Below are 26,040 nucleotides of genomic sequence, written 5' to 3' on the forward strand. Positions count from 1 at the left end.
AATGTCCCATTTCGTAATAAAAAAGCTTCTTGAACGTGACGTTCAAGAAGCTTTTTCCTTTTTTTTTAACGGACGCCTCAAGCAATGATTTTCGTCTTTTTCGCATTTTCAGCAGAACGTTTCGTTAAATTGCTTAATGGTCGTTTTAACAAAAGAGCAAAAATCAGACTAAGCGCAATGAACAGACACAACCACAGGATGTCCTTTATGGCTGTTGACCATAGAATACCACCGACTGCTTCACGTAGCAGACTGATCGCATAAGTAAACGGCATAAATGGATTTAACGCCTGAAAAAAGGGCGAAGTCATGCTGATTGGGAAAGTACCACCCGAACTGGAGAACTGAAACACCATGAAGATAATGGCGATGCCTTTGCCAATATTGCCGAATACAGATAAAAGGGTATATGTGATCGTCACAAACACAGCACTCACCAGCATGGCGAATAAAATAAACAACCATTTATCTGCGACATAAGTTCCCAGGATCCAAATGTCTCCTGCTGTAACACATATCGCCTGCAATAAACCAACGGTTAAGAAAGTAGCTAGACGACCAAGGTACAGTTCATATCCGCGGTATGTCCCCTCCGGGTTTTCTGCTTCCGCACGCAGCAGGGAAATTAACAATGTTGAACCTACCCATAGTGATAATACGGCATAGAACGGTGACATGGCTGAACCGTAATTGGGAATGGGGTACAGGTGTTGCTCCTTAATCTGTACTGGACTAGCAAGGAATGCACTTTCTTCTTGGATATCGCCTCGCAACAACTTGGCAAGCTCGGCAAACTGATTATTGCCCTCGACTTCTCTTAATTTCTCGGCAGCCTTTCGGATTGCACTTTCCAGCTCTGGCAAGTTCTTACGAACAAGAGTAGCTACGCGATGTACTCCTTTTTGTACATCGGGCAGTTGGTGCTGCACAAAGCTGGACGCTTTGCCAATATGCTTCTCAGCCTGAGGCAGATCATTACGAACAAAATCCGCAGCTGCATTTAATTTATCCTCCAGCTTGGGCAGATCACGCTGAATAAGGGAAGACACCATACTCAAAGCATGAATAAAGGATTTGCCCTTGGTGTGAAGGGTTTGTGAAATCTCATGTACCTTAGCCTGAATATCGGGTAGATCACCCTGAATTTTTTCCAGCTCTGCTTGACCCAATTGAATACCCTCCTTCGCTGTAGCGAAAATTGCTGCAATGTCTGGAAGACGATCCTTTGCTGCTTGCAAAGTATTGGCAGACGTAGATAGAACAGACTTTAGCTGATCGGTTGCATCCGTAAGCGCAGGAACAATCTGGCTGTCAAAGGTGCTTAGGAAGCGATCAATCCCAGTGCTAATTTTTCTATTCATTTCATTTAATTGGGCAACAATATCTGCTGGAGGAATCGTATTCTCACGCAAGGCTGTAATGATGATTCCGGCCAGTTTTAGTTGTTGCTGAAGTTCTTCAGATATCGTCTGCAATTGCAGTATCTTTGTTGCCAGTGGATGAGAGGGCAGTAAAGCATCCATTTTGCCAAACAAGTCGGACATACTGTCCATAATTTTTACCGCAATGCCGAGACGGGATGTAAGACGGTCGATGTCATCAGCGCTCGGCAGTTTACTCGAATCGGTTCCTTTCAATTGTTCGAACATAGCGCCAGCTACGTTTGTTATTTGCTGCACTAACAGCAGATTTTGCCGAATCGTTGGCGTAATCGATTGAAAAGCTTCCTGACTGGAACCTGCAAATTGATTCAATCCATTAGCAAACTGCACTGCGTTATCCCAAATTTCGGAAACTTTATCCAGATCCTGTTCAGCAGCAGATACAATTGCAAGAGCTCGATTCGTTTTATCCAGGGCGGTTTGAATCACTCCAGAAACTTGTCCAAAGTTGGCATCAACTTCTTGAATGCGGGCGACGGCTTGCTCTATTTCTGGTATTCGATCTTGTAAGGCTACCACCTCTGAAGCAGCGGTTTTGATCTGGGGCCAATACTGCTGTACTTTCAGTACATACCCAGCAGCTTCATTAATTTCAGGCAGTCGTTTCTCCAATTGCACAATTTTTTGTGCCTGCTTCATAATCTCCGGCATGGCTTGGTCAACTTCGAGCACTTTCTGACCTGCTATCTGGATTTCAGGTAGATTTTTCTCCAGCATAAAGATGCCACTTTCCATCTTGCGTAGCGTTGGCAACTGTGTATTAATCTCTACGCCAGCTTCCTTCAGCTTGGTAAGCACAGCTTCACTGACGGCTTCAGTGAAATTCTCATTAATCTGCGTTGTAATGGCGGATACGCCCGAACCGGTTATTTTGGGAGCGATGGCATTGACCTTTTCATTGACTGTGTAAATGACTTCCGGCCGATCCAGTTTTCCATTCACAATGCCCGTGATCCGTGATGAAAAATCAGCAGGAATGAGCAGGCTGGCATAATACTCACCGGTCTGAACACCGCGGTTAGCTTCGGCCTGATTTACAAATGTCCATCCCAGCTTGTGGTTGTGACTTAAACTATTCATTAACTCATCGCCAATATTAATGGCCGTACCCGTAACTGTGGCACCGTTGTCTTCACTAGTTACGGCGATTTTGATACCTTGCGTATTACTGTACGGATCCCAGACAGATTTGACATTCACCCAGTCGTATACACCTGGCAGTAGTATGATTGCGATGATCAGGAATATACCTGTGGGTACTTTGAAAATATGCAGCCAGTCTGTCTTGTAAATATGCCATATGTGACGCATAGTATCCTCCTTAAAAATAATGAAGAGAGTTATAACAGTGGAGGGAAAGGCTCACCTTCCTTACGTTCTTACTCTCTAAGCTTGATGTATATCGGAAAAAAGGCGTATTTAATAAATGAGCGCGTGTATAAACTTTCCCCCATTGAAAGGAGACTGATTCATAGTCTTCATAGATTTCAGGAGAAGCATTTGAAAATAGTGTCAGGTGGCGAATTTTGGATCGAAAGCATGTTGCAATTCTCTATGGATAAATATGCAGGTTTGTTGTATAATTATAAATGACGAATGACATGTGATGTGACATGGATGTTTTTTAGCCTAATTGCTGATTCTAATACAGATGAAGCAGAGGATTTGCACCTGCGATGGTGAGGTGTTGACAGAGGGTTGTCTTTCTGTCATAATTCATGAAGACAAAAGGGCATATTGAGACAGAACTCTGTGAGGTTCCTCATATGCACGACATGAATAGCACCTTTAAATCAGTCCCGTGAGACTGGCAAGGTAACGTGAATGATACATCGTTGATTTGCTGCGGCAGATCAGATGATGCATCCCGAGAGTAAACTTTCTTCAGCGACGTCTGAAGTTCGGAGACTCCTTGCCAATAAACACGGCAAGGAGTCTTTTTTGTTCTCCTCGTCACGGGGCCATGGTTTCGAAGGAAAATCCTGAGGAGGCTGAACGCATGAGCACAGAAACACATGTCATTATGGATGAAACGGCGATCCGCCGAGCATTGACAAGGATTGCCCACGAAATTTTGGAGAAGAACAAAGGAATCGACGATTGTGTGCTGGTCGGGATTCGTACACGAGGAGTGTACCTGGCCGAACGAATCGCCGCGAAGATTGAAGAGATTGAAGGCGCCAAAGTTCCCTGGGGAGAACTGGATGTAACTCCTTATCGTGATGATCGTCTGGATAATAACCAGATGAATCGCAAGAAACTGTTGATTATGACACCTGAATCACTTTCCATTCATAACAAAAAAGTGATTTTGTTCGATGATGTGCTGTACACCGGGCGCACGATACGGGCTGCAATGGATGCGCTTATGGACTGCGGGAGACCACAGAACATACAGCTCGCTGTTCTCGCAGACCGTGGACACCGGGAACTTCCAATCCGACCTGATTTTATCGGCAAAAACGTGCCGACTTCCAAATCAGAGGAGATTGAGGTTGCACTCATGGAAACGGACGGACAGGATGAAGTCAAAATTATACAGAACCGAGGGGAGCAGGCATGATGATTACACAGTCAGCGTTGAGAGACCGGAGCTTGCTTGGATTGAAAGACCTTAGCCGTGACGAGATCGAGTCCATTTTGAACCGCGCAGCTCACTGGGAAGGACAGAAGGAAAAATTGGTTCCGATCCTGGAATCACACTTTGTAGCGAATATGTTCTTCGAGAACAGCACGCGCACGCGGTTCTCATTTGAAATGGCAGAGAAACGTCTGGGCGCTCAGGTCTTGAACTTCACGGCAGCTGCATCAAGTGTAGAAAAGGGAGAATCGATCTACGATACGGTGCGAACACTTGAATCTATGGGGATTGATGCAGGTGTTATTCGCTTGAAACCGGCTGGTGTTCTGCAGCAACTGGCTCAGAAAGTGAGTGTGCCACTAGTCAATGCGGGGGATGGCAATAATGAGCATCCAACGCAGGCGCTCCTTGATCTTTACACGATGCGGAAGGCGTTTGGTGAACTGAAAGGCTTGCGTGTTTCGATCATTGGAGATATTTTACACAGCCGGGTAGCACGCTCCAACTTGTGGGCACTGCAAAAGTTTGGAGCGGATGTGCGCTTCTGCGCACCGCCAACGATGCAGGCGCCAGAACTTGAACAGCACGCACCTTATGTAGGTCTTGAAGAAGCGCTGGATGCTGATGTAGTCATGATGCTCCGGGTTCAATTGGAACGTCATCAACACGGCCTGATCACTTCAGCTGAGGATTATCGCGAACACTACGGATTGACGGAAGAACGGGCGTCACGCCTGAAGCCAAGTACAATTATTATGCACCCTGCTCCTGTGAATCGTAACGTTGAAGTGGACGATGCGGTTGTTGAGAGTGAAGCATCACGAATTTTCCCGCAGATGGCAAACGGTGTTCCGATCCGCATGGCCGTCATGGAACGTGCGATGAAGCAGTAACAGGATCTAGCATAGAGTCATAGGCTGACGAGACGGTGTTCTTGCAGACCAATATACAGAGTAGACGATAAACAATTTATCTAGCGGATTCAACCTGCTGGACAGAACCGAAGCGGAGGTCAATTATGGTACAGGTGATAAAGAACGCAAACGTCTTGAATCAAAAAGGGGAACTTGAACGGAAAAGCATTCTTATAGAAGACGGTAAAATTAAAACGATCGCTGACCCGGAAGATGAAATCGTACGGAACGCCGAGAAGTCAGCAGAGCAGGTAACGGATGCATCGGGTAAGCTGGTTATCCCTGGATTAATCGATATGCACGTGCATTTACGCGAGCCTGGGTTCGAACATAAAGAGACAATCGAAACAGGAGCTCGATCAGCTGCACAAGGTGGTTTTACAACCATTGCCTGCATGCCTAATACAAGACCGGTAACTGATACGCCTGAGATTGTGGAACTGGTACTGAACAAAGCAAAGGAAGCGGATCTGGTTAAGGTGTTGCCCTATGCGGCGATTACCAAAAACGAACTGGGCCGTGAACTGACCGACTTTGCCGCATTAAAAGCAGCAGGCGCTATCGGCTTCACGGACGACGGTGTAGGTGTGCAGAACGCGCAGATGATGAAGGACGCCATGAGCCTTGCAGCCAGCATGGATATGCCTGTGATTGCCCACTGTGAAGATGATTCTCTGGTTGTTGGCGGATATGTTACGGAAGGTGAATTCTCCAAACGCCATGGTATCAAAGGTATCCCGAACGAGTCCGAAGCGATTCACGTAGGGCGCGATATTCTGCTTGCAGAAGCAACAGGGGTACATTACCATGTGTGTCACGTCAGCACTGAACAATCGGTTCGCCTGATTCGCCTGGCTAAATCAATCGGCATCAAGGTTACCGCTGAGGTATGTCCGCATCACTTGGTACTGTCAGATGAAGACATTCCGGGCATGGATGCGAATTGGAAAATGAACCCGCCACTGCGCTCACCACGCGATGTGCAAGCATGTATCGAAGGATTGCTGGATGGAACGCTTGATATGATCGTGACTGATCATGCACCGCACAGTGAAGATGAGAAGGCAAAAGGTATGGAGCTCGCTCCATTCGGCATCGTTGGATTCGAAACAGCCTTTCCACTGCTCTATACCAAGTTTGTTGAAACAGGATTGTGGACCTTAGACTTCCTGGTAAAACGCATGACAGCTGATCCAGCTCGCGTATTCAGACTGGATACCGGCAAACTGGAAACAGGAGCCCCTGCCGATCTGACGATGATCGATCTGAATCAGGAAAAGGCTGTTGACCCTGCAACGTTTGCAACAAAGGGCAGAAACACACCGTTCACAGGCTGGAAGCTGAAAGGCTGGCCGGTACAGACTTGGGTGGATGGCAAAAGCGTGTGGCATAACACGTTACAGCAATAAAACAGCACCATGCTGACGTAACACATTGTTAACGACGTACATTAGTACTTATAACATAAAATTTTCATTGAAATACCGGAGTAAACAGTAATTTCTTTTCTTTAAACAAACTCAAGGCAAAATGATGCCGAGAGCCCAACATACAAAACAAACATAGTTAAATGTACTTTTTGAACTTTGAGCACCACCTTAGCTGCGAAGTGGACAGAAAGGACCCGAAGAAGCAAAGCGCTCGCCTTTATCACCGGATTACCCCATTTGAAAAATGGAACCATAGTAATCCGGGGATAACAGCGATCGCAGGGTTTTCTGTCCACGAAGTCCCACGCTAACGTAACTCCACGTTCAACCCAAGGCCATTTAACTTTGATAAACACAGAGGGAGTGAAATGGGATGCAGGGACAGGCAAGATTATTGTTGGAAGACGGCACGCTGTTCACCGGAAAAGCATTTGGTGCGGAAGGTGAAACGACAGGAGAGGTCGTTTTTAATACGGGAATTACAGGCTATCAAGAGGTGCTTTCAGATCCTTCATACTGTGGCCAGATCGTAACAATGACGTATCCATTGATTGGTAACTACGGGATTACAAGGGATGACTTTGAGTCGATTCGTCCGTACGTGCACGGTTTCGTAGTGCGACGCCATGAGCCAACGCCGAGCAACTGGCGTGCAGAGTACAGCGTGGATAATCTGCTGAAAGAATACGGCATCGTAGGCATCAGTGAGATTGATACACGGATGTTGACTCGTCGGATTCGTCACCACGGTACAATGAAGGGAATTCTCACAACAGGATCGAAGCCTGTCGAAGAACTGCTGGAGATGATGGGGGACACTACGATTGAGCAATTGCGTAACCAGGTGCCTATGACGTCTACAGAGCATGTGTACAACAGCCCTGGAACAGCAGAACGTATCGTACTGGTTGACTACGGTGCAAAAACAGGAATTTTGCGTGAACTGAGCAAACGCAACTGTGACGTGGTTGTTGTACCTCATAACGTAACAGCTGACGAGATTCGTCGCCTGAACCCGGATGGCATCCAGTTGTCCAACGGCCCTGGGGACCCGAAAGACGTACCGCATGCCGTAAAAATGATCAGCGAGTTGCTCGGTGAGTATCCGATCTTCGGTATCTGTCTAGGTCACCAGTTGTTTGCACTGGCAGCAGGAGCTGACACAGAAAAACTCAAGTTTGGACACCGCGGAGGAAATCACCCGGTCAAAGAACTGGAGAGCGGACGTTGCTTCATCACATCCCAGAATCACGGTTACACTGTAAACGAAGAGTCTGTGAAAAGCACGGATCTCGAAGTTACACATATCAACAATAATGACAAGACCATCGAAGGTCTGAAACATAAAACATATCCTGCCTTCTCCGTACAGTATCACCCGGAAGCAGCGCCAGGGCCATATGATAACAGCTACCTGTTTGACCGTTTCATCGAGATGATTCGCGAGCACAAGATCACTAACCCGCAAAAGCCGCGTCAAGCCGCATTGGCAGCCGCAGTGAAAGGAGCGCAATAACATGCCGATTAACAAAGATCTCAAAAAAATCCTGGTGATTGGTTCCGGCCCCATTGTCATCGGTCAGGCGGCCGAGTTCGACTATGCCGGTACGCAAGCTTGTCAGGCACTGAAAGAAGAAGGCGTGGAAGTTGTACTCATTAACAGCAACCCTGCGACAATCATGACGGACACCAATATGGCGGATAAAGTCTACATTGAGCCAATTACGCTTGATTTTGTAACACAAATCATTCGTCAGGAACGTCCAGACGGCTTGCTGCCAACGCTGGGCGGTCAGACAGGTCTGAACATGGCTGTAGAACTCGCACGTGCGGGAGTACTTGAGCGCGAAAACGTAAAATTGCTCGGAACACAACTGACTTCCATCGAAAAAGCGGAAGACCGCGATCTGTTCCGTGATCTGATGCGGGAGCTGGAACAGCCTGTACCAGAAAGTGTTATCGTTACAACACTGGAAGAATCCCTGCAATTTGCTGGTGAGATTGGTTATCCAATCATCGTGCGTCCTGCCTACACACTGGGCGGAACAGGCGGCGGAATCTGCGCGAATGAAGAAGAACTTCGTGAAACAGTAGCAGCCGGAATTCGTTACAGTCCGATTGGTCAATGTCTGGTGGAGAAGAGCATCGCCGGCATGAAAGAAGTCGAGTATGAGGTTATGCGTGACAAGAACGATAACTGCATCGTGGTCTGCAACATGGAAAACTTTGACCCGGTAGGTGTTCATACAGGTGACAGTATCGTTGTGGCACCGAGCCAGACGTTGTCTGACCGTGAATATCAAATGCTGCGTTCAGCTTCCCTGAAAATCATCCGTGCCCTGAACATTGAGGGAGGATGTAACGTACAGTTCGCACTTGATCCACACAGCTTCCAATATTACGTCATTGAGGTTAACCCTCGTGTAAGCCGTTCATCTGCGCTGGCATCCAAAGCAACAGGTTATCCAATTGCGAAGATGGCTGCCAAAATAGCGATGGGTTATACACTGGATGAGATCGTTAACCCGGTTACAGGGCAAACATACGCTTGCTTTGAGCCAACACTGGACTATATCGTAAGTAAAATTCCACGTTGGCCGTTCGACAAGTTTACATCTGCAAACCGCAAGCTGGGTACACAGATGAAAGCAACAGGTGAAGTGATGGCTATCGGACGTACGTTTGAAGAGTCTATCCACAAAGCGGTTCGTTCCCTCGAGATCGGTGTACACCGTCTCTATCTGAAAGGTGCGGAATTACTGGATGAAACCACGCTGAACGAACGCCTTATGAAAGCGGACGATGAGCGTATGTTCCTTATTGCGGAAGCATTCCGTAGAGGCTACACTCTGCAACAATTGCAGGATCTGACCCAGATTGACTGGTGGTTCCTAGATAAAATTGAAGGGCTCATTAAGTTCGAGGACCGTATTCGTGCAGAATCCGAATTGACTTCCGAAACGCTCTATCAAGCGAAACGCCTTGGCTTTACGGACCGTGCTATCGCTGAGCTGCGTGCCGAAGGTCAGCCTGGAGGGACGTTGACTACCGAAGCCGAAATCAGAGCACGTCGTGAAGATGAAAACCTGCGTCCAGTCTACAAAATGGTAGATACCTGTGCGGCCGAGTTTGAAGCAACAACGCCATACTACTACTCGACATATGAAACAGAGAATGAAGTCATTCCTTCGGACAAGAAAAAAGTCGTGGTGCTGGGTTCCGGCCCGATCCGGATCGGCCAAGGCATCGAGTTCGACTACTCTACAGTACATGCCGTATGGGCTCTGCAAAAAGCAGGTTACGAAGCGGTTATTATCAACAATAACCCGGAGACCGTATCAACAGACTTTAACACTTCTGACCGCTTGTACTTCGAACCGCTGTTCTTCGAAGATGTGATGAACGTCATTGAGCAGGAGCAACCCGTAGGAGTCATCGTACAGTTTGGTGGTCAAACGGCGATCAATCTGGCAGCACCGCTACGTAATGCAGGAGTAACCATCCTCGGAACGGATCTGGAAAGCATTGATGAAGCAGAAGATCGCAAAAAGTTCGAGCGTTTGCTCTCTCGTCTGGAGATTGCACAGCCAAAAGGTAAAACCGTTATTTCTGTAGACGATGCAGTTGAAACGGCACAAGGTCTGGGTTACCCGGTTCTGGTTCGTCCTTCATACGTCCTGGGCGGTCGAGCGATGGAGATTGTTTACTCCGATGCAGAACTCTTGACTTACATGGAGCAAGCGGTGAAAATCAATCCGGAGCATCCGGTACTTATCGACCGTTATATGCTGGGTAAAGAGGTTGAAGTGGATGCCATCTGTGACGGTGAAACGGTACTGGTCCCAGGAATCATGGAGCATATCGAACGCGCAGGGGTACACTCTGGAGACTCTATCGCGGTGTATCCACCACAGCACCTGTCGGCAGATCTGAAAGAAAAAATTGTCGAGATTACGATTAAAATCGCCAAGGAACTGAAAACGATCGGACTGGTGAACATCCAGTTTGTTATACACGACGGTCAGGTATACGTTATTGAGGTTAACCCGCGTTCATCCCGTACCGTACCTTTCCTGAGCAAAGTAACAAGTATTCCGATGGCAAACCTGGCAACACAAGCCATCCTGGGTGTGAAACTGAAAGACTTGGGTTATGTCGATGGTCTGTGGCCTGAGACGGATCATGTATCGGTGAAAGTGCCTGTGTTCTCCTTCGCGAAGCTGCGCCGCGTTGAACCAACCCTCGGACCTGAGATGAAATCGACAGGTGAGGTTATGGGACGTGACCCGAACTATGCAAAAGCTCTGTTCAAAGGTCTGATCGGAGCGGGAATGAAAATTCCGGCTACTGGAGCAATCGTTGTTACTGTAGCAGATAAAGACAAAGACGAAGCTGTACCTTTGCTTGAAGGTTTCTACAGACTTGGCTACAAAATTATGGCAACTGGCGGAACAGCAGCTGCGCTTCAAGCGGCTAACATTCCAGTAACAGTTGTGAACAAATTGAGCGAAGGCTCACCTAACATTCTCGATATGATCCGTAGTGGTGAAGCGAACTTTGTGTTCAATACCCTGACTAAGGGTAAAACGCCACAGCGTGATGGTTTCCGTATCCGCCGTGAAGCGGTAGAGAATGGTGTGGTATGTATGACTTCCCTGGATACCATTCGTGCGCTGTTGATCATGCTGCAAACGATCAACTTCTCCTCGGAAGCAATGCCTGCCTTTATAAAATAAATACTCACTGATAAAAGGACATCAGTTAGCCTGCGGGCTGACGGGATGTCCTTTATATCGGGCAAAAACAGAAAAATGAGCATGCGGAAGGGGCGCTGGGTTATGAATCACCCGAATTTCAATGAAATGGCTGGACGTCTGATGGTTGCACTCGATTATCCTGAAGCGGATGAGGCTCAGAAGTTGGTACAAGCTCTCGAGGGCATTCCTTGTTATCTCAAGGTCGGCATGCAGCTGTTCTATGCAGCAGGTCCGGACTTCATTCGAGAGCTGAAAGCGAGAGGTTACTCGGTGTTCCTCGATGTGAAAATGCATGATATTCCGAATACAGTGCGCGGCGGAGCCGAAAGTATCACACGGCTTGGGGTGGATATGTTTAATGTACATGCGGCAGGCGGAAGCAGCATGATGCGTGCGGCGTGTGAAGGCGCGGAAGCAGCACTTGCAGCCGATCCTTCGCTGAACAGACCCCAGATTATCGCTGTAACACAATTGACCAGCACCAGCGTAGAGACGATGAATAACGAAATTGGCATTCCTGGGAGTGTAGAGCAAGCGGTTGTTCGTTATGCCGGACTGGCTCAGGAGTCCGGGCTGGATGGTGTGGTAGCTTCTCCGCTGGAAGTGCCAGCGATTCGGGCAGCGTGTGGTAGAGATTTTCACACAGTAACCCCGGGCATTCGTCCGGCAGGTAGTGGTCTTGGTGACCAGACACGTGTCCTGACACCAGGCGAAGCAATCAGCAGAGGAAGCCATTACATCGTAGTTGGCAGACCCATAACCGGTGCACCCAATCCGCGTGAAGCGGCAGAAACCATTTTGAAGGAGATGTTGAACGTATGATCGAACTTAGCCAAATCCCAAACCATATTGCTTCTCAACTGTTGAAAATCAAAGCAGTGGCACTGCGTCCGCAGCAGCCATTTACATGGACATCCGGTATCAAATCGCCAATCTATTGCGATAATCGGCTAACGATGTCTTATCCAGAGATTCGGAATGATATTGCTGAAGCATTTGCGGCCATCATTCGTGACCAGTATCCAGATGCCGAAGTGATCGCAGGTACAGCAACGGCAGGCATTCCGCACGCAGCATGGGTAGCTCAGAAGCTGAATCTGCCGATGGCTTACATCCGGGATAAAGCGAAGGGGCATGGCAAGGAAAATCTGATCGAAGGATTAATCAGCGAAGGGCAGAAAGTAGTCGTGATCGAAGATCTGATTTCAACCGGCGGAAGTTCGATTAAAGCGGCAGAAGCTGTACGCGCAGCAGGGGCAACACCGCTCGCGGTTCTTGCTATTTTCAGCTATCAACTGGATAAAGGTGTGAAAGCATTCGAAGAGGCGGGCATCCCCCTACAAACTCTGTCCAATTATACCGCGCTGATGGACGTGGCTTTGGCTCAGGGAACGATTCAGGAGAGTGACTTTGCACTGCTGCAATCATGGCGTGAAGATCCTTCTTCATTTGGTAAATAATACATTCGGCATATGTTAGACTGCTGTCTGGCAAACGGTATCAAAATTGTAATGATTGCTGTAAGGACGGCAAAACAATCGAATAACAAGAGGCATCCCGTATGTTGGGATGCTTTTTTGTTATGTTCATCAAAATATTAACTTTTTCACACTGACGTTGTAAAAAGCTTGTAACTTTTAGTGGAGAGCAGTCGTTTATAATTCAGTGTAGCATGGAACAGATTTCTAGTTTTAGGGCGCATGAAGGAAATGCGCGGCATATTAAGAGAGGATGAGCGTGATTGCTGGCATGAAAAAGTTATTCTCAAGGAAAGGACCTGCCAAGAGCCAATCGGGCGATGAACACGAGCAGGAGCATTCTGGGCTGGAGGAAAGCGCTGTATCGGTAGAATCTTCATACATACCACAGCCCGATGCTCAAGCCACCGAAACTGTCATGTCGGATGAGTCATCTGTCCAGGAAGAGACTGCAGTTGCGGTAGTTTCAGAGGAGCCACCGCAGCAGGTTAAAACAAAGCCGAAGAAGGAACTGCTTCCTCCATATGATGGACCTGTGTTGGAGGTACGTAACGTTCATCGCAGCTTTCAGACAGGCAGTCGTATCATTCATGTGCTCAAAGGCATTGATATGGAAGTAAAGCCGCAACAGCTTGTTATGCTGAAAGGTAGGTCAGGTTCAGGTAAAACAACATTGCTGAACATGCTTGGCGGGCTTGACCAGCCTTCCAGTGGAGAGATCTTATTCTCCGGCCAGCCCCTTCAGGATTGGGGAGATCAGCGGCGAACGGCTCTGCGGCGCAAGGAGATCGGGTTTATTTTCCAGGCGTATGCACTCATGCCCTTATTATCTGCATGGGAAAATGTAGAGCTTTCACTCCGGATGGCGGATGTACCGCGGTCGGAATGGAAGGAAAGAGTAGGTCATTGTCTGGATTTGGTTGGACTGACCAAACGAGTGAAGCACCGGCCTTTTGAAATGTCCGGGGGGGAACAGCAACGGGTGGCCATTGCTAAAGCGATTGCACACCGGCCCCGTTTGTTGCTTGCGGATGAGCCAACGGCGGAGCTGGACTCGAAGATGGGTGCACAGGTTATGGCTGTGTTCCGCAATATCATTGAAGTAGAACAAGTAACCATATGTATGACTACACACGATCCTACAATTCTGGAGGTTGCGGACCATGTTTATGAAATGGCGGACGGCAGATTTATCAAGTAAAGGTGCCGTTCCGAAGAGGGGGAAACGCACAGCACTTATTGTACTTGGTGCAATAGTGGTTGCAACGATGTCAGGCTGTTCATTACTGCCGGCAGAATCGGAGGAAGAAGTGCTTCCACCGATTACGGCACCTACAATCTCCAAAAAACCGGAATACGAAGTTCGTACGGAGACGCTGGAGAAGAAAGTCAGTGGCAGCGGTAAGATGATGAGTCAGCGTGAAGAAAAGGTGTATTTTACGCTGGATGGCATGCACATCAAAGATTTGAATGTAAAAACGGGTGACAAAGTGAAGAAAGGGCAGGTGCTCGCTGTACTCGACGTAGCAAGTGTGGAGAAGGAGATTCGCGGCAAGCGGCTCCAGATTCGAAAATCGGAAGTGCAGATGAAGGAAACATTGCGGAAGAAGGATGAGATGGATCCGGTGGAGTTTGAAGAAGCAACCATAGCTTTTGAAGAACTTCGTCAGGAGCTTGCAGATCTGGAGGAAAAATTGGGTCAATCCACGTTGACGGCTCCGTTCGGGGGTACCGTTATTGCGGTTCAGGTGGAAAAGGGTGCAGCGGTCAAAGCGTATGACCCGATTGCGACGATTGCGGATACGTCCAATCTGGTTGTGGCGGCTACATTTGCCAAGGAAGACCTCGAGAAATTTACGTCTGGCATGAAGGCTGAAGTTGACATTAACGGTGCCGGCAAAGTGGCTGGCAAAATTAAAGCAATGCCTACGGCTAATGCTTCAAGTAACAATAATGGCAATGGTTCAGGCCAAGGTCAAGGAGGCACACCTCCACCGAAGGAAACACTTGATCAGTATGTCCTTGTTACTCTGGCGAAGATGCCGAGCAATGTAGAACGTGGTACGCCTTTAACTGTTTCCATCGTAACCCAGCGCACGGAGAACGCAATTGTCATTCCTGTATCTGCTCTGCGCTCCATCGGCTCCAGAACCTATGTACAGGTGATCGAGAATGATGGCAGCAAGCGTGAAGTGGACGTTCAGGTTGGACAACAGACATCGACCGATGTTGAGATTCTGAAAGGTCTGACAGTTGGTCAGAAAGTTGTGGGACGCTAATGGGGCTGCCATTGCTTCGGCTGCTGTTCCGCAAAATGTGGAACACGCGCTGGATGACCTTCAGCACATTGATTGGCTTGATTGTGGCGGTAGCGTTCACCGTCAGTATTCCAATGTATGCCGATGGTGCGTTGAAACGGGTTGTCGCGCAGACGCTACAGGATAACAGTGAGGGTTTACCAGCGGGATCGCTGTTGATGAGTTACCAGGCACCCGGGGGTGTAAAGACCGATACAAGAGGACTTGATGAAGTGGATCGCTACATTCGTGAGGATGTTCCCCGCGACATTGGGTTTCCATTCCATACGTATGTTAATTCGAGATCCATTCGCAGTACAGAGGTCACTCCTGAAGATCCTACCAAAGTGGATGCAAGCCGCGCGCGAAGTATGACACTAGGTACGATGAGTGGGCTGGATGCTCAGGTGAATTACTCGGCGGGTGTCAAACCTGGCAATCAGGTCAAAGGTGACATCATTGAAGCCGTGATGCTGGAAGAAGGAATGTACCGGAATGATCTGCATGTAGGTGATATTTTGGAATACCCGATCTACAGTGGTCTGGATATCACGTTACGTGTGAAAATTACAGGTTCCTTCAAAGCCGATAATCCGAACAGTCCTTATTGGGTTCAAGGCTTCGATGGCATGATGAATGGACTTTATGTGAATGATTCTGTTTTTAATGACGTAATACTCAAAGAGAAGGGCATTCCGCTTCAGAACTCGCGTTGGTACTACGCCTTTGATCTGAAAGAGGTTCAAACGAGCCAGCTGTCGGGCCTCAGTTCTATGCTGGAACGGCTGGATATTGATCTGTATCAGCGACTGAAAGATACCAAAGTGGATATTACCTTTGGTGATCTGCTCAAGCAGTTCCGCAGTCAGAGTCTGCAGCTGCAGACGATGCTGTTTACGCTCGCTGCACCGATGATTGCGATGGTCTTTTATTTTATCGCGATGAATGCCAGACAATCACTGCAAAAGCAGGAAAGTGACATTGCGGTGCTGCGCAGCCGCGGAGCATCAGCTCGTCAGATCTTCTCGCTTTATTTGCTTGAAGGGATTTTCCTGGGTGCAATTGCATTGGTTACTGGACCGCTTCTGGGATGGTTCATGGCTAAGAGTATCGGCTCTGCCAGTGGATTCTTATCCTTTGTAGATCGGAAGTCTATTCCGATTGGAGTCTCCAAAGAAGCCATTATGCTCGGAGTAGTAGCTGTGCTGGTTGCCATTATTGCATCGCTGATTCCGGCGATTACGTATGCACGAGCAACGATTGTTTCTGCGAAACGGCGTCAGGCACGTACAGATCGTGCACCGCTGTGGCAACGTTGGTTCCTCGATGTCGGACTGCTCGGTCTGGCTGGTTATGGCTACTATCTGTTTTATGAACGTCAGATGCTGACGTTCCAGACGGGAATGACAACGGATCAGTTACAGGTACAGCCGTTTCTGTTCTTTGTACCTGCGCTTGCGATCTTTGCGCTTGGACTGTTTTTCCTGCGTTTGTTCCCTTGGATTCTGAAATTGATTCAGTTGATCGGTCGCAAGCTGCTGCCGGTTCCGTTGTATCTGACGCTGACTCAGTTGTCACGTTCGTCATCATCCTATTATCCGCTCATGATTCTATTAGTGTTGACACTCGGCCTTGGGGTATATAACTCGGCTGCAGCTCGAACCATTGATTTGAATTCAACGGAACGCACGCTTTACCGTTATGGCTCGGATGTTATTATGCAAACGGTATGGGAAGGAACCCCGGAGGTTAAGCCAGGAGGTTCTGGACAGGGCGGCGGAGGCCAACAAGGCAGCGGGCAGCAAGGTGGAGGCGGTGGAGGCGGCGGAGGTGCCGGTGGTGGAGGAAATGGCGGTGGAGGAGCTCCTGGTGGTGGAGGTGGGGGCGGTTCATCGCAGCCAACCAAAATCATATACTCTGAGCCACCATTTGAAGTGTTCCGTCAATTAAACGGTGTGGAGCATGCTGCACGGGTGCTGCAAACGAAGGGCAACATTATTGTCTCGGGTAAATCCGGTGGACAAGGGATGTTAGTCGGCATTGATAATGTGGACTTCGCCAAGGTTGCCTGGTTCCGTAACGATTTGTTCCCCGCACACCCTTACAAGTATCTTGATTTGCTTGGTAAATATGAAGGTGCTGTTCTGATCTCCTCGAAATTTGCTGACAAGTTCAAGCTCAAAACGGGAGACTCAGTTTCCATTGGTGTACAGGGTCAAGCGATTGAATTTGTTGTTTTTGGCATTATTCCATACTGGCCTTCGCAATACCCGGATCAGATGCCATTCTTTGTGGCTAATCTGGATTATATCTATGATCAGGTGCCGCTAATCCCTTACGAGGTATGGTTAAAAATGAAACCGGATGCCAAGGTCGCTCCATTAATGGAGAAACTTGCAGCAGAAGGCATTGAACTATCCTCTGTTCGTGATGTGCGAACCGAGCTCGTCACACAGGGCAAACATCCATCCAGAGGCGGAGTATTCGGCATTCTGAGTTTGGGTTTCCTTGTATCGGTGATTATCTCGTTAATTGGTTACGTGCTGTACTGGTTCTTTAACCTCTCGGGACGTGTGGTACAGTTCGGTGTCCTGCGAGCTATGGGTCTATCCAGAGCACAGCTCAGCGGTATGTTATTGCTGGAGCAGGTATTCACGGCTGGGCTTTCGATCCTGCTGGGGATCAGTATTGGTCAGGTTTCAAGCAGACTCTTCCTGCCGTTTCTGCAAACGACCGATAATGTGTCTGCGCAGGTTCCGCCATTCCGTATCGTCTTTGAACAGCAGGATATGCTGCAACTGTACGGTGTAACCGTGGTGATGCTGATTATTGGAGCATCGATGTTGCTCTGGCAGATTCGCAGGCTGAGGGTTCATCAGGCGGTCAAAATGGGAGAGGAGAGGTAAACGTGATCCAATGCGAAGGACTTGTCAAAATTTTTAAATCCAGTGATGTGGAAGTCGTTGCCCTTCAAGGTCTCAATCTGACCGTCAATCAAGGGGAAATGATGGCGATCATCGGCAACAGCGGTAGCGGAAAATCAACACTGCTTAATATCCTGGGAGGCCTGGATCGTCCTACTGCTGGTACAGCGGTTGTTGGAGACTGGGATTTGCTGAAAATGACGGATGCTCAACTGGTGGAATACAAACGCCATACAGTCGGATTTATCTGGCAAAACAACGGACGAAACCTGCTGCCTTACCTCACTGCGCTGGAGAATGTGGAAACGCCGATGATTCTGGGTGGCAAACGTGATCGTGCTTATGCTATGCAACTGCTGGAATGGGTCGGCTTGAAAGATCGGATGCATAACAAACTGCATCAGCTGTCGGGCGGGGAACAGCAGCGTGTAGCGATTGCAATCTCCTTGTCCAATCGGCCAAAGATTCTGCTGGCGGACGAACCAACCGGTTCCGTCGATTCTGAGACATGTGATACGATCATGAACATTTTTCGCAAAATGAATAAGGAACTCGGTGTAACGATTGTCATCGTTACCCATGACTTGACGCTTGCTGGCAAGGTTGATCGGATCGTTGCGATTCGGGATGGCTTAACGAGCACTGAATTTGTGAAACGAAATCCAAATCTGGACGATGATGAGGGACTCTCTGAAGCAGGTTCTCCTGACGTTCATGAAGCTTTTGTCATTATTGATCGTGCAGGGAGGCTTCAGGTGCCCAAGGAGTACCTGGAGGCTTTGTCCATCGATAGCCGAGCTACATTGGAATTTGACGGTGAACGTATTGTTATTACACCGCCAAGATAATTTAAGAGGGGGAAATGGGAGATGAAGAACAGGTTGTGGGGAAAACGTGTGCTGGCCATCGTGGCAACAGCAACACTGGCATTACCACTTATTGCGGGATGTACGGCTAGTGAGAATAAAGATAATGAACAGCGTGTGCTACGTGTAGCTACACTCTGGGGTGGACAGGATGACAGCTACTTCCGTCAGCAATTTACGGATGCTTTTGAGCTTACGCACAAAAATGTCACGGTTGAAATCGTGCCTGCGATTGACCAGGGCAGCATGTATGGCTTTGGCAATTCGGAAGAAGCAAAAGAAGCACCAGATACAATGGAGAGCTTGAAGAAAATTATGACGGGAGACAATCCGGTTGATGTCATTGTAGCGGATACCTCCACGATCAAGTCGTTAATTCAGGAGAACATGGTTAAACAACTGGATCCATTGATGCAGGAAGACAAATTTGACACCAGCGATATCGTGCCAAGTGTGCTCGAGGGAATCAAGGATCTGGGTGATCAGAACATCTATGCGCTCACCCCTACATTCTCTTCCTCTGCTTTGTTCTATAATAAAGGTATGTTTGAAAAAGCGGGTGTTGAACCACCAACCGACAATATGACGTGGGACGATATCTTTAATCTGGCGACTCGCCTGACCAAGGGAGAAGGCAAAGACCATGTCTTTGGAATGTCGTTCACTACCTATAACGGCGGCTCCCCGTATTACTCCATGCAGCAGTATTATAATTCACTGCAGCTGAAAGTTTTTGACGATAAGGCAGAGAAAATGACAGTGGACTCTCCACAGTGGGAGAAAGTGTGGAGTACTGTCAGCAAGCTGGCGATTGATAAAGTCATCCCGAAAGGTGACGAGCCACAGGATCAGCAATCGGAAGGACGTTACAACCCTCTTCAAAGCGACTTGTTCCTGAGTGGTAAAACGGCTATGGCAATTGGAGATTACAATTACATTAATCAATTAATTGATGCCAATAAAAATGCAGATAAAATGAAAGATTTTACGAAAGTAGAATGGGATGTGGTTACCCCTCCCGTTCATCCAGAAGCTCCTGAGATTGGAGGCAACATCTACCTGAGCAGCTTGATGGCGATTAACAGTTCAGCTCAGAACCCGGATGATGCCTGGGAACTGATCAAGTATATGAACAGCGAGGATTGGGCGAAGATCAAGGCACGCAGCAGCTATGAATTGGTATCGCGGAAAAGCTTTATCAAGCCCAAAGACGGTCTGGATTACAACATTCAGGCGTTCTACACCTTGAAGCCGGTACCGCCAACCAATACGAATCTCGATAAAATGTATCAGAAGACGCCTGGATTGTATCAAGTAGCCGATAAAGGCATGGAATACTTTAATCAGGTGCTGGAAAACAAAAAGACACCGAAAGAAGCACTGGGTGAATGGGCAGCCAAAGGGAACGAGATGCTTGCGAAGTTGAAAAAAGACCCTAAAGCGACATTCCAATAAGTTATACTGATCACGTATGAACACGTTGGTCAACTTCCGATTTTGCATCATGTTTACACTAAAAACGAGCCGCTGGAGATTTTATCATCTCTGGCGGCTATTTTTACGAAATTGGGGTATTCTACAATTAGCAGCAGTACATGACCCTTTGGAAAGGACGAGCAGGATGAAATGGATATATTTCAGCAAGCTGTATTCAACGAAATTTCAAGCAGGCTGCTTGGCGAAAAGACTGGAGCAGGATGGCTGGATTTACGGGCATAACGAGCCCGAAGAAGTTGAAGTGTATCGCTCACGGAAAGGGCGTTACGGTGTGCGATTCATTCCCTAACATTACCCCTTGACTTGTATTGGACTAATAGTGTATATTAATTAAGTCGCTGTTTATTATTATTAACGACGCGGGGTGGAGCAGCCCGGTAGCTCGTCGGGCTCATAACCCGAAGGCCGCAGGTTCAAATCCTGCCCCCGCAATATTGCTTTACTGGATGGTTTACAGCGATCATCTGCACTGTTATACATTATTTGTTTAGGGCCCTTAGCTCAGTTGGTTAGAGCGGTCGGCTCATAACCGATTGGTCACAGGTTCGAGTCCTGTAGGGCCCATATTTCAGAACCCTTGCGATGCAAGGGTTTTTTTCTGTTTGCGCGCCTAGCCAAGCTAGACACAACTAGCCGGTGAAAGTCCGGTCGAGGTAAGAGCCAAGTCGCCTCGTAGCTGACGGGCAACTGGTGGAGAAATCCTAAGGTTGAAGCTCCGTGACAAAGTAACTTCGTAAGGAAGTGCGAGCAAATCCACAGGCTGTAACATGAAGTGAATCCTGCCGCATCGTTAAAAAGAACCTTTTTTTTTTTAGGACAAGAGGGAGCCGAGTCCTGAGACATTGGGCGAAGGCCATGGAACGCGTGAAGCCCTTGGAAGTGCAGCGCGGAAGAACCCTCCGGTGTAAGGGGAGCGGCATGTGGAGAAAGTTGGGTCTGGAACTAGGGAGACCCTCCCCCGCACGAAGTTTTTTTTTTTCGTAAAGAGCTGACCTATAAGCTGGAAAGGCGAAATGGGAAGCTGCGGGAAGGGAGTCGGAGGGGGACATAGTACCGTGGAAATGAGGACAACACAACCTCATGAAGGGAAGGACCCCTGCTTTTGTTCATGTACTGAAGGAGGTAAGAGTCAGTGAATGCCCAAAAGGCTAACTACACCAAAGTCAAAGCTCGACAACTTCAAAACGTACTATACCTGGCGGCCAAGGAGCATCCGAGGCGCCGGTTTCATGCATTATATGACAAGGTTTATCGAGAGGATGTTCTTTGGGAAGCATGGAAACAGGTCAAAGCGAGTGGGGGGAGTGGTGGTGTCGATGGAGTGACACTGGACACCATCGTTCAGACATATGGAGCCGGGCGCTTTGTGGAGGAACTGAGAAATAAGCTGAAAACGGGAACCTACCAGCCCCAGCCTGCAAGACGGAAAGAGATTCCAAAGCCAGATGGGAAGACTCGCCCGCTGGGTATCCCCGTGATTGCGGATCGGGTCGTACAGATGGCAGCCAAAATGGTGTTGGAACCCCTATTCGAAGCAGACTTCAAGGCGTTCTCCTATGGATTTCGTCCGAAGCGAAGTGCGCATGATGCGATTCGCCATATCCGGCGAGCGGTAAGGAAAGGTGTGTACTGGGTGGTAGACATCGATATTCGAGGATACTTTGACAACATCCCTCATGAAAAGCTGATGCAATTGGTACAGCAGCGCGTCAACGACAAGCGGATGTTAAAGCTGATTCGTCAATGGCTAAAAGCAGGATTCATGAAAGATGGACAGTGGTACCCTACCGAGATTGGATCGCCACAGGGCGGGGTCATTAGCCCGCTGTTGGCGAACATCTACCTGAACTACCTGGATGCGATCTGGGAAAAGAAGTGTACAGAAATCGGAACCCTGGTGCGCTACGCCGATGACCTGGTGATCCTGTGCAAAACCAAAGAACAAGCCATGCAGGCCATCCACGTGTTGAAGGCCGTGTTCGGAAAACTCGAGCTGGAGATGAACAAGGAGAAGTCAAAGGTGCTGAACCTGTGGGGAGACCAGGAAGGGTTCGACTTTCTGGGGATGCATCACCGGAAAATACCGAAGAAGCTGAAAGGGAACAAAGAAGCCTATGTCTTGCGCAGCTATCCAACAAGAAAAGCGATGAAGACCATGAGGCAAAGAGTCAAAGAAATCACCGAGCCGAGGAATCGTCTGTATTGGACGATGAACCAGATGATCCTAGAACTCAACCCGAAAATACAGGGCTGGAAGAACTACTATGGACTGGATGTCTTTGCGACCAAGTTTCTGAATAAAATCGACTGGTATATCCGAAGACGACTAACCCTGTTCTGGAACAAAAAACGAAACCGACGCCATAAGCACAGCAAGTCCCGGCAGGCAGCAACAACGGCTGAACTGGCAGGACTAAAGAAACTGGCTGGATGAAAAAAAAAAAAAAAAAAATCCGTAATGCCACAGGAAGAAGAGCATCGGAAAGCCGTATGAGGGAAAACCTCACGTACGGTTTGATGAGGGGGAGCTGGAAAAGTAAAAAGAGGGTCTACGCCCTCCGATGAAATTTCAGTTTCCTACTCTACTCATATACAATAATTCATAGTTTACAGGGCGGTTGGAAGCAGATTTGCTGCGAGTCTCTTTCTAGTCATATGACTTTTTTTCGCTAAAGGTATGTATGTCCATGCCAGATTACGATTCTTACATATACTATCCTATTCCAACACATAGGAGGTAGATTTCATGAGTCAATTTATTGATGCAAGAACGTCGCAGAATGCGAGCTTGGCGAACTCCATTGCGATCCCGATCCTTGTAATTAATACACCGCAATTGTTTGGTCAGATTGGTCTGATCACAGATAACATCGGGGCCAATCCACGTGTGCAGTTCACGGGAACCGTGACAGTGCAGCTGCCGTTAGCTCTTGTAGGTGTTACGATTACCGTTGTAAGGGGAACGCTGTCAACCGATCCGGTTATCTATTCCGCTACGTCTACATTCAGTTTAAGTGTACTGGCACCTCAGGTTATCACATTCTCGGCCAGTGACTTTAACCCGCCCATTACACCTCAATTGACGTATACGGCGTTTATCAGCTCCAACTTGCTGGGTACAATTCGTGTCGGCCCTGAGAACTTTGAAGGGTCCTTGTACTCGGACTAATCAGTATATGGTTTTGATAGAAAGAGAGATGCCGGCGTTTGTCCTGCCAAGCATCTGTACTCTAAGCCTGCTTCTCTGCGAAGCAGGCTTTTTTTATGGATAGAAGACGATGTGAATGTCGTCATACATCTGGGGAAGTATGAATAAGAGTAGCAGGTGCATGCAATATGATATAATAGTCTTTTTACATATGATGAGACATAATCCATTCCTGAATAAACAGATAGAAAGCGGGTTTAATACAGCGATGATAGAGAAAGAAAGCCAGCGTTTTCGGTTCAGCGAAGCGCCGATCTGGGACTGGCAGAGAGCCTATTACGAACAAATGGGACCGCAAGCCTGGGAGGATCGCCAGGTACCGCAATATATTACGAGTAATCCGTTGATTGCGACAGCGTATGCGGAGATGATTTTTGGCTTTTTGCAGGACTTGTCAGTCAGAGGCGAGCAGGATGAAATGATAAACATTGTTGAACTTGGTGCAGGTGGAGGCAGATTAGCTCATCAGGTGTTGAACAAACTGTGTGCATTGAAGGAAATCGCGGGTATAGAGCTGCCGCCTTTCCGTTATGTGATGACTGACCTGGTTATGGAGAATGTATTGGGATGGAAAGAGCATATGTCCATGCAGGAATATATTAAACAGGGACTGTTGGACTTTGCACGTTTTGATGCGATGCAGGACAAAGAGTTACATCTTCTGATGTCTGGCACGGTGATCGGGCAAGGAGATTTACATCAGCCTTTGCTACTCATTGCCAACTATTTTTTTGATAGTATTCCGCAGGACTTGATTTACATTGGGGAGGGGCAGGTATACGAATGTGATCTGCTTGTTGAACTTCCGAAACATGAAGCTGAGCAGAACCCTGCCGAGATGCTTGAAAATATGAACCTGCAATATAAATATCGTCCCGCCCCCGAATACAGTGAAGAGACCTATGTATACCCTGAATTAATTGCCTTATACAAGGCGGAGTTAGAGGATTCACATATTCTACTTCCGACTGCAGGTCTGGAGTGTCTCGAACGATTGAGCAAGCTGTCCCGCTCAGGATATGTGCTGATTACTGCGGATAAAGGGGATCATCGGCTGGATTACTGGAAATATGCAGAGCCACCTGAATTCGCGCTTCACGGCAGTTTCTCGTTGTCCGCGAATTATCATGCGTTAAAATATGTGCTGGAACAGCAGGGAGCTGCTTCATACTTTACTGCACATCACTATAAGGATCTGAACGTGGGCATGATTTTAAAGTTGGATGCACCCATGAGTTATGTGAATACAAGGATGGCCTATCACCGCTTTGTGGAGCGGTTTGGTCCAGACGATTTCTTTACCCTGAAGGAATGGATAGACCCTAAAGTGGATCAGATGGAGCTGAAACAGCTACTGGCTTTCTGGCGATTGGGCGGATACGATGCCGAGTTTCTGATTCTTGCGTCCTCCAGGTTTAATGATCTTCTATCCGATGCAAGCGATGAGGAGATGTTCGACCTTCAATCCGGGATCAGGTTGATGTGGTCTTCCTATTATGCTATGGAACATCGGAATCAGGTGGCTTTTGTTTCAGGGCAGCTGATGCTGGAGATGTTTATGTATGAAGATGCCAAGTTGTTCCTGGAGAGATCACTGACCGCTGACCTGGATACACATCAGACCACGCTATTATATGATCTGGCTGTGTGCTGTTATGAACTGGAACAAGAACAGGAAGCACTTGCCTACGCTCGCCGTGTACTTGAAATAGATCCGGAGCATGAAGAGGCTGCGTCGTTTCTGAAAGGTCTCGAATGAGTTCTATATAACAACCCGGTATATAACGAGGTGTGATTCGGTTTTGTTACAGAGTCCAAGCACACTATTGTTGTTCATCAGTCAACTCCCCGAGGATTGGGCGATCAGACGTGCACATTCGCCCGGTCACTAGCGGGAAATACGCATATGTTATGGCATACCTTGAAATTCAAAGGAGGCCAATCAAATGAGTCAAGTGGGATACGGTTGTGGCAATGTTGGTGGATTCGGCGGAGCTTGGACTTCCACTAGTGCAATCCTCGTTCTTTTCATTCTGCTCGTCATCATTACAAAATCTTTCTGGCTGTAAGATAACGATCTGGCGTGCAGGCAGTCAGCTCCACCAAGACTTTGGTGGGGCTTTGCTCTTATTTCCAGAGCGTAATATGACATGAATGACATTTGACAAGTGAAAACAATGTGCTTAAAATCACATAAGAGACTACTAACAGAGATTGAAGGGATAGCAATGCCGTTTATACGATTTAAAGGATTCACAGGTTCTAAACTGGAGGAAGTTGTACCTCAAATTACCGAACAGATGGCCTTGATCACTCATATTCCGCAGGAAAGAATGAAAGCAGAACGTTATGATGTACAGGCCCTGACACCTTCCCCGGCATCCATAGAGATTTTGATGTTTCAGCGTGACCAGGAGATACATGATCGAATTGCAGCATCCATGCAGTCCATTTTGGAGAAGGCTGAACTGCCGGATGTACACATTTTTTTCAATATATTATCCCCGAATTTGTACTACAAGAAGGGCAAACCGCTAACCGATTACCGATTGGATTAGACAAGCTTGAGAAGTAGATACATGTGGGAAAAGAAATACGAACAAGCTGCTTCCGGAGAAGCAGCCTGAGACGGGCAGTTTGATATGC

The 26,040-nt window shown here is 47.8% G+C and carries 19 protein-coding genes and 2 tRNA genes; 20 read left to right on the forward strand and 1 reads right to left on the reverse strand.

Annotated elements, in window-relative coordinates; genetic code table 11:
• Positions 1-77 precede the first annotated feature (77 nt).
• A complete protein-coding gene (locus ACR8BL_RS25715) occupies positions 78-2,753 on the reverse strand; it encodes a YhgE/Pip domain-containing protein (protein ID WP_434750162.1) in 2,676 nt (891 codons plus the stop codon).
• 688 nt (positions 2,754-3,441) lie between these two features.
• Here ACR8BL_RS25715 and pyrR point away from each other — a divergent pair.
• From pyrR to ACR8BL_RS25815, 20 genes are all read left to right on the forward strand, one after another.
• Positions 3,442-4,005 (forward strand): bifunctional pyr operon transcriptional regulator/uracil phosphoribosyltransferase PyrR, encoded by a 564-nt coding sequence (pyrR, locus tag ACR8BL_RS25720; protein ID WP_434750163.1) that lies wholly within the window; start codon positions 3,442-3,444, stop codon positions 4,003-4,005.
• Positions 4,002-4,916: an aspartate carbamoyltransferase catalytic subunit gene (locus ACR8BL_RS25725; protein ID WP_434750164.1), complete on the forward strand. Its 915-nt coding sequence runs from the start codon at positions 4,002-4,004 to the stop codon at positions 4,914-4,916. The genes pyrR and ACR8BL_RS25725 overlap by 4 nt, the downstream gene beginning before the upstream one ends.
• A 125-nt stretch (positions 4,917-5,041) precedes the next feature.
• On the forward strand, positions 5,042-6,346 hold the full coding sequence (locus tag ACR8BL_RS25730; protein WP_434750165.1) for a dihydroorotase: 1,305 nt from the start codon (positions 5,042-5,044) through the stop codon (positions 6,344-6,346).
• A 394-nt stretch (positions 6,347-6,740) separates the two neighbouring features.
• Complete coding sequence (carA, locus tag ACR8BL_RS25735) at positions 6,741-7,883, forward strand: glutamine-hydrolyzing carbamoyl-phosphate synthase small subunit (RefSeq protein WP_434750166.1); 1,143 nt, start codon at positions 6,741-6,743, stop codon at positions 7,881-7,883.
• A 1-nt stretch (position 7,884) separates the two neighbouring features.
• A complete protein-coding gene (gene carB / locus ACR8BL_RS25740; protein WP_434750167.1) occupies positions 7,885-11,103 on the forward strand; it encodes a carbamoyl-phosphate synthase large subunit in 3,219 nt (1,072 codons plus the stop codon).
• A gap of 102 nt (positions 11,104-11,205) precedes the next feature.
• Positions 11,206-11,946, forward strand: coding sequence for an orotidine-5'-phosphate decarboxylase (gene pyrF / locus ACR8BL_RS25745; protein ID WP_434750168.1), 741 nt, complete (start codon positions 11,206-11,208; stop codon positions 11,944-11,946).
• Positions 11,943-12,584, forward strand: coding sequence for an orotate phosphoribosyltransferase (gene pyrE / locus ACR8BL_RS25750; protein ID WP_123062502.1), 642 nt, complete (start codon positions 11,943-11,945; stop codon positions 12,582-12,584). Before pyrF ends, pyrE begins: the two co-directional genes overlap by 4 nt.
• A gap of 271 nt (positions 12,585-12,855) precedes the next feature.
• The gene (locus ACR8BL_RS25755; RefSeq protein WP_434750169.1) at positions 12,856-13,803 is read left to right on the forward strand and encodes an ABC transporter ATP-binding protein; all 948 of its coding nucleotides are present in this window, start codon (positions 12,856-12,858) and stop codon (positions 13,801-13,803) included.
• Complete coding sequence (locus tag ACR8BL_RS25760) at positions 13,766-14,881, forward strand: efflux RND transporter periplasmic adaptor subunit (protein ID WP_434750170.1); 1,116 nt, start codon at positions 13,766-13,768, stop codon at positions 14,879-14,881. Before ACR8BL_RS25755 ends, ACR8BL_RS25760 begins: the two co-directional genes overlap by 38 nt.
• The gene (locus ACR8BL_RS25765; RefSeq protein ID WP_434750171.1) at positions 14,881-17,805 is read left to right on the forward strand and encodes an ABC transporter permease; all 2,925 of its coding nucleotides are present in this window, start codon (positions 14,881-14,883) and stop codon (positions 17,803-17,805) included. Before ACR8BL_RS25760 ends, ACR8BL_RS25765 begins: the two co-directional genes overlap by 1 nt.
• A gap of 2 nt (positions 17,806-17,807) precedes the next feature.
• Positions 17,808-18,671: an ABC transporter ATP-binding protein gene (locus tag ACR8BL_RS25770; RefSeq protein WP_434750172.1), complete on the forward strand. Its 864-nt coding sequence runs from the start codon at positions 17,808-17,810 to the stop codon at positions 18,669-18,671.
• A 21-nt stretch (positions 18,672-18,692) separates the two neighbouring features.
• Positions 18,693-20,144, forward strand: a complete 1,452-nt coding sequence (locus ACR8BL_RS25775) for an ABC transporter substrate-binding protein (RefSeq protein ID WP_434756474.1) — start codon at positions 18,693-18,695, stop codon at positions 20,142-20,144.
• 166 nt (positions 20,145-20,310) lie between these two features.
• Entirely contained in the window at positions 20,311-20,475 is a 165-nt protein-coding gene (locus ACR8BL_RS25780) for a hypothetical protein (protein WP_434750175.1), read from the forward strand.
• 69 nt (positions 20,476-20,544) lie between these two features.
• Positions 20,545-20,618 (forward strand) — tRNA-Met (locus ACR8BL_RS25785).
• A 58-nt stretch (positions 20,619-20,676) separates the two neighbouring features.
• A tRNA-Ile gene (locus ACR8BL_RS25790) sits at positions 20,677-20,750 on the forward strand.
• A gap of 568 nt (positions 20,751-21,318) precedes the next feature.
• A complete protein-coding gene (gene ltrA / locus ACR8BL_RS25795; RefSeq protein ID WP_434750176.1) occupies positions 21,319-22,620 on the forward strand; it encodes a group II intron reverse transcriptase/maturase in 1,302 nt (433 codons plus the stop codon).
• 312 nt (positions 22,621-22,932) lie between these two features.
• A complete protein-coding gene (locus ACR8BL_RS25800) occupies positions 22,933-23,355 on the forward strand; it encodes a hypothetical protein (RefSeq protein WP_434750177.1) in 423 nt (140 codons plus the stop codon).
• Positions 23,356-23,602: 247 nt separating this feature from the next.
• Positions 23,603-25,153, forward strand: a complete 1,551-nt coding sequence (locus ACR8BL_RS25805; RefSeq protein WP_434753254.1) for a tetratricopeptide repeat protein — start codon at positions 23,603-23,605, stop codon at positions 25,151-25,153.
• Between the two features lie 187 nt (positions 25,154-25,340).
• On the forward strand, positions 25,341-25,463 hold the full coding sequence (locus ACR8BL_RS25810; RefSeq protein WP_342552018.1) for a YjcZ family sporulation protein: 123 nt from the start codon (positions 25,341-25,343) through the stop codon (positions 25,461-25,463).
• Between the two features lie 159 nt (positions 25,464-25,622).
• The gene (locus ACR8BL_RS25815) at positions 25,623-25,952 is read left to right on the forward strand and encodes a DUF1904 family protein (RefSeq protein WP_434750178.1); all 330 of its coding nucleotides are present in this window, start codon (positions 25,623-25,625) and stop codon (positions 25,950-25,952) included.
• Positions 25,953-26,040 lie beyond the last annotated feature (88 nt).

Origin of the sequence: Paenibacillus amylolyticus, assembly GCF_051136285.1 — a bacterium.
GTDB classification, from domain to species: domain Bacteria; phylum Bacillota; class Bacilli; order Paenibacillales; family Paenibacillaceae; genus Paenibacillus; species Paenibacillus amylolyticus_F.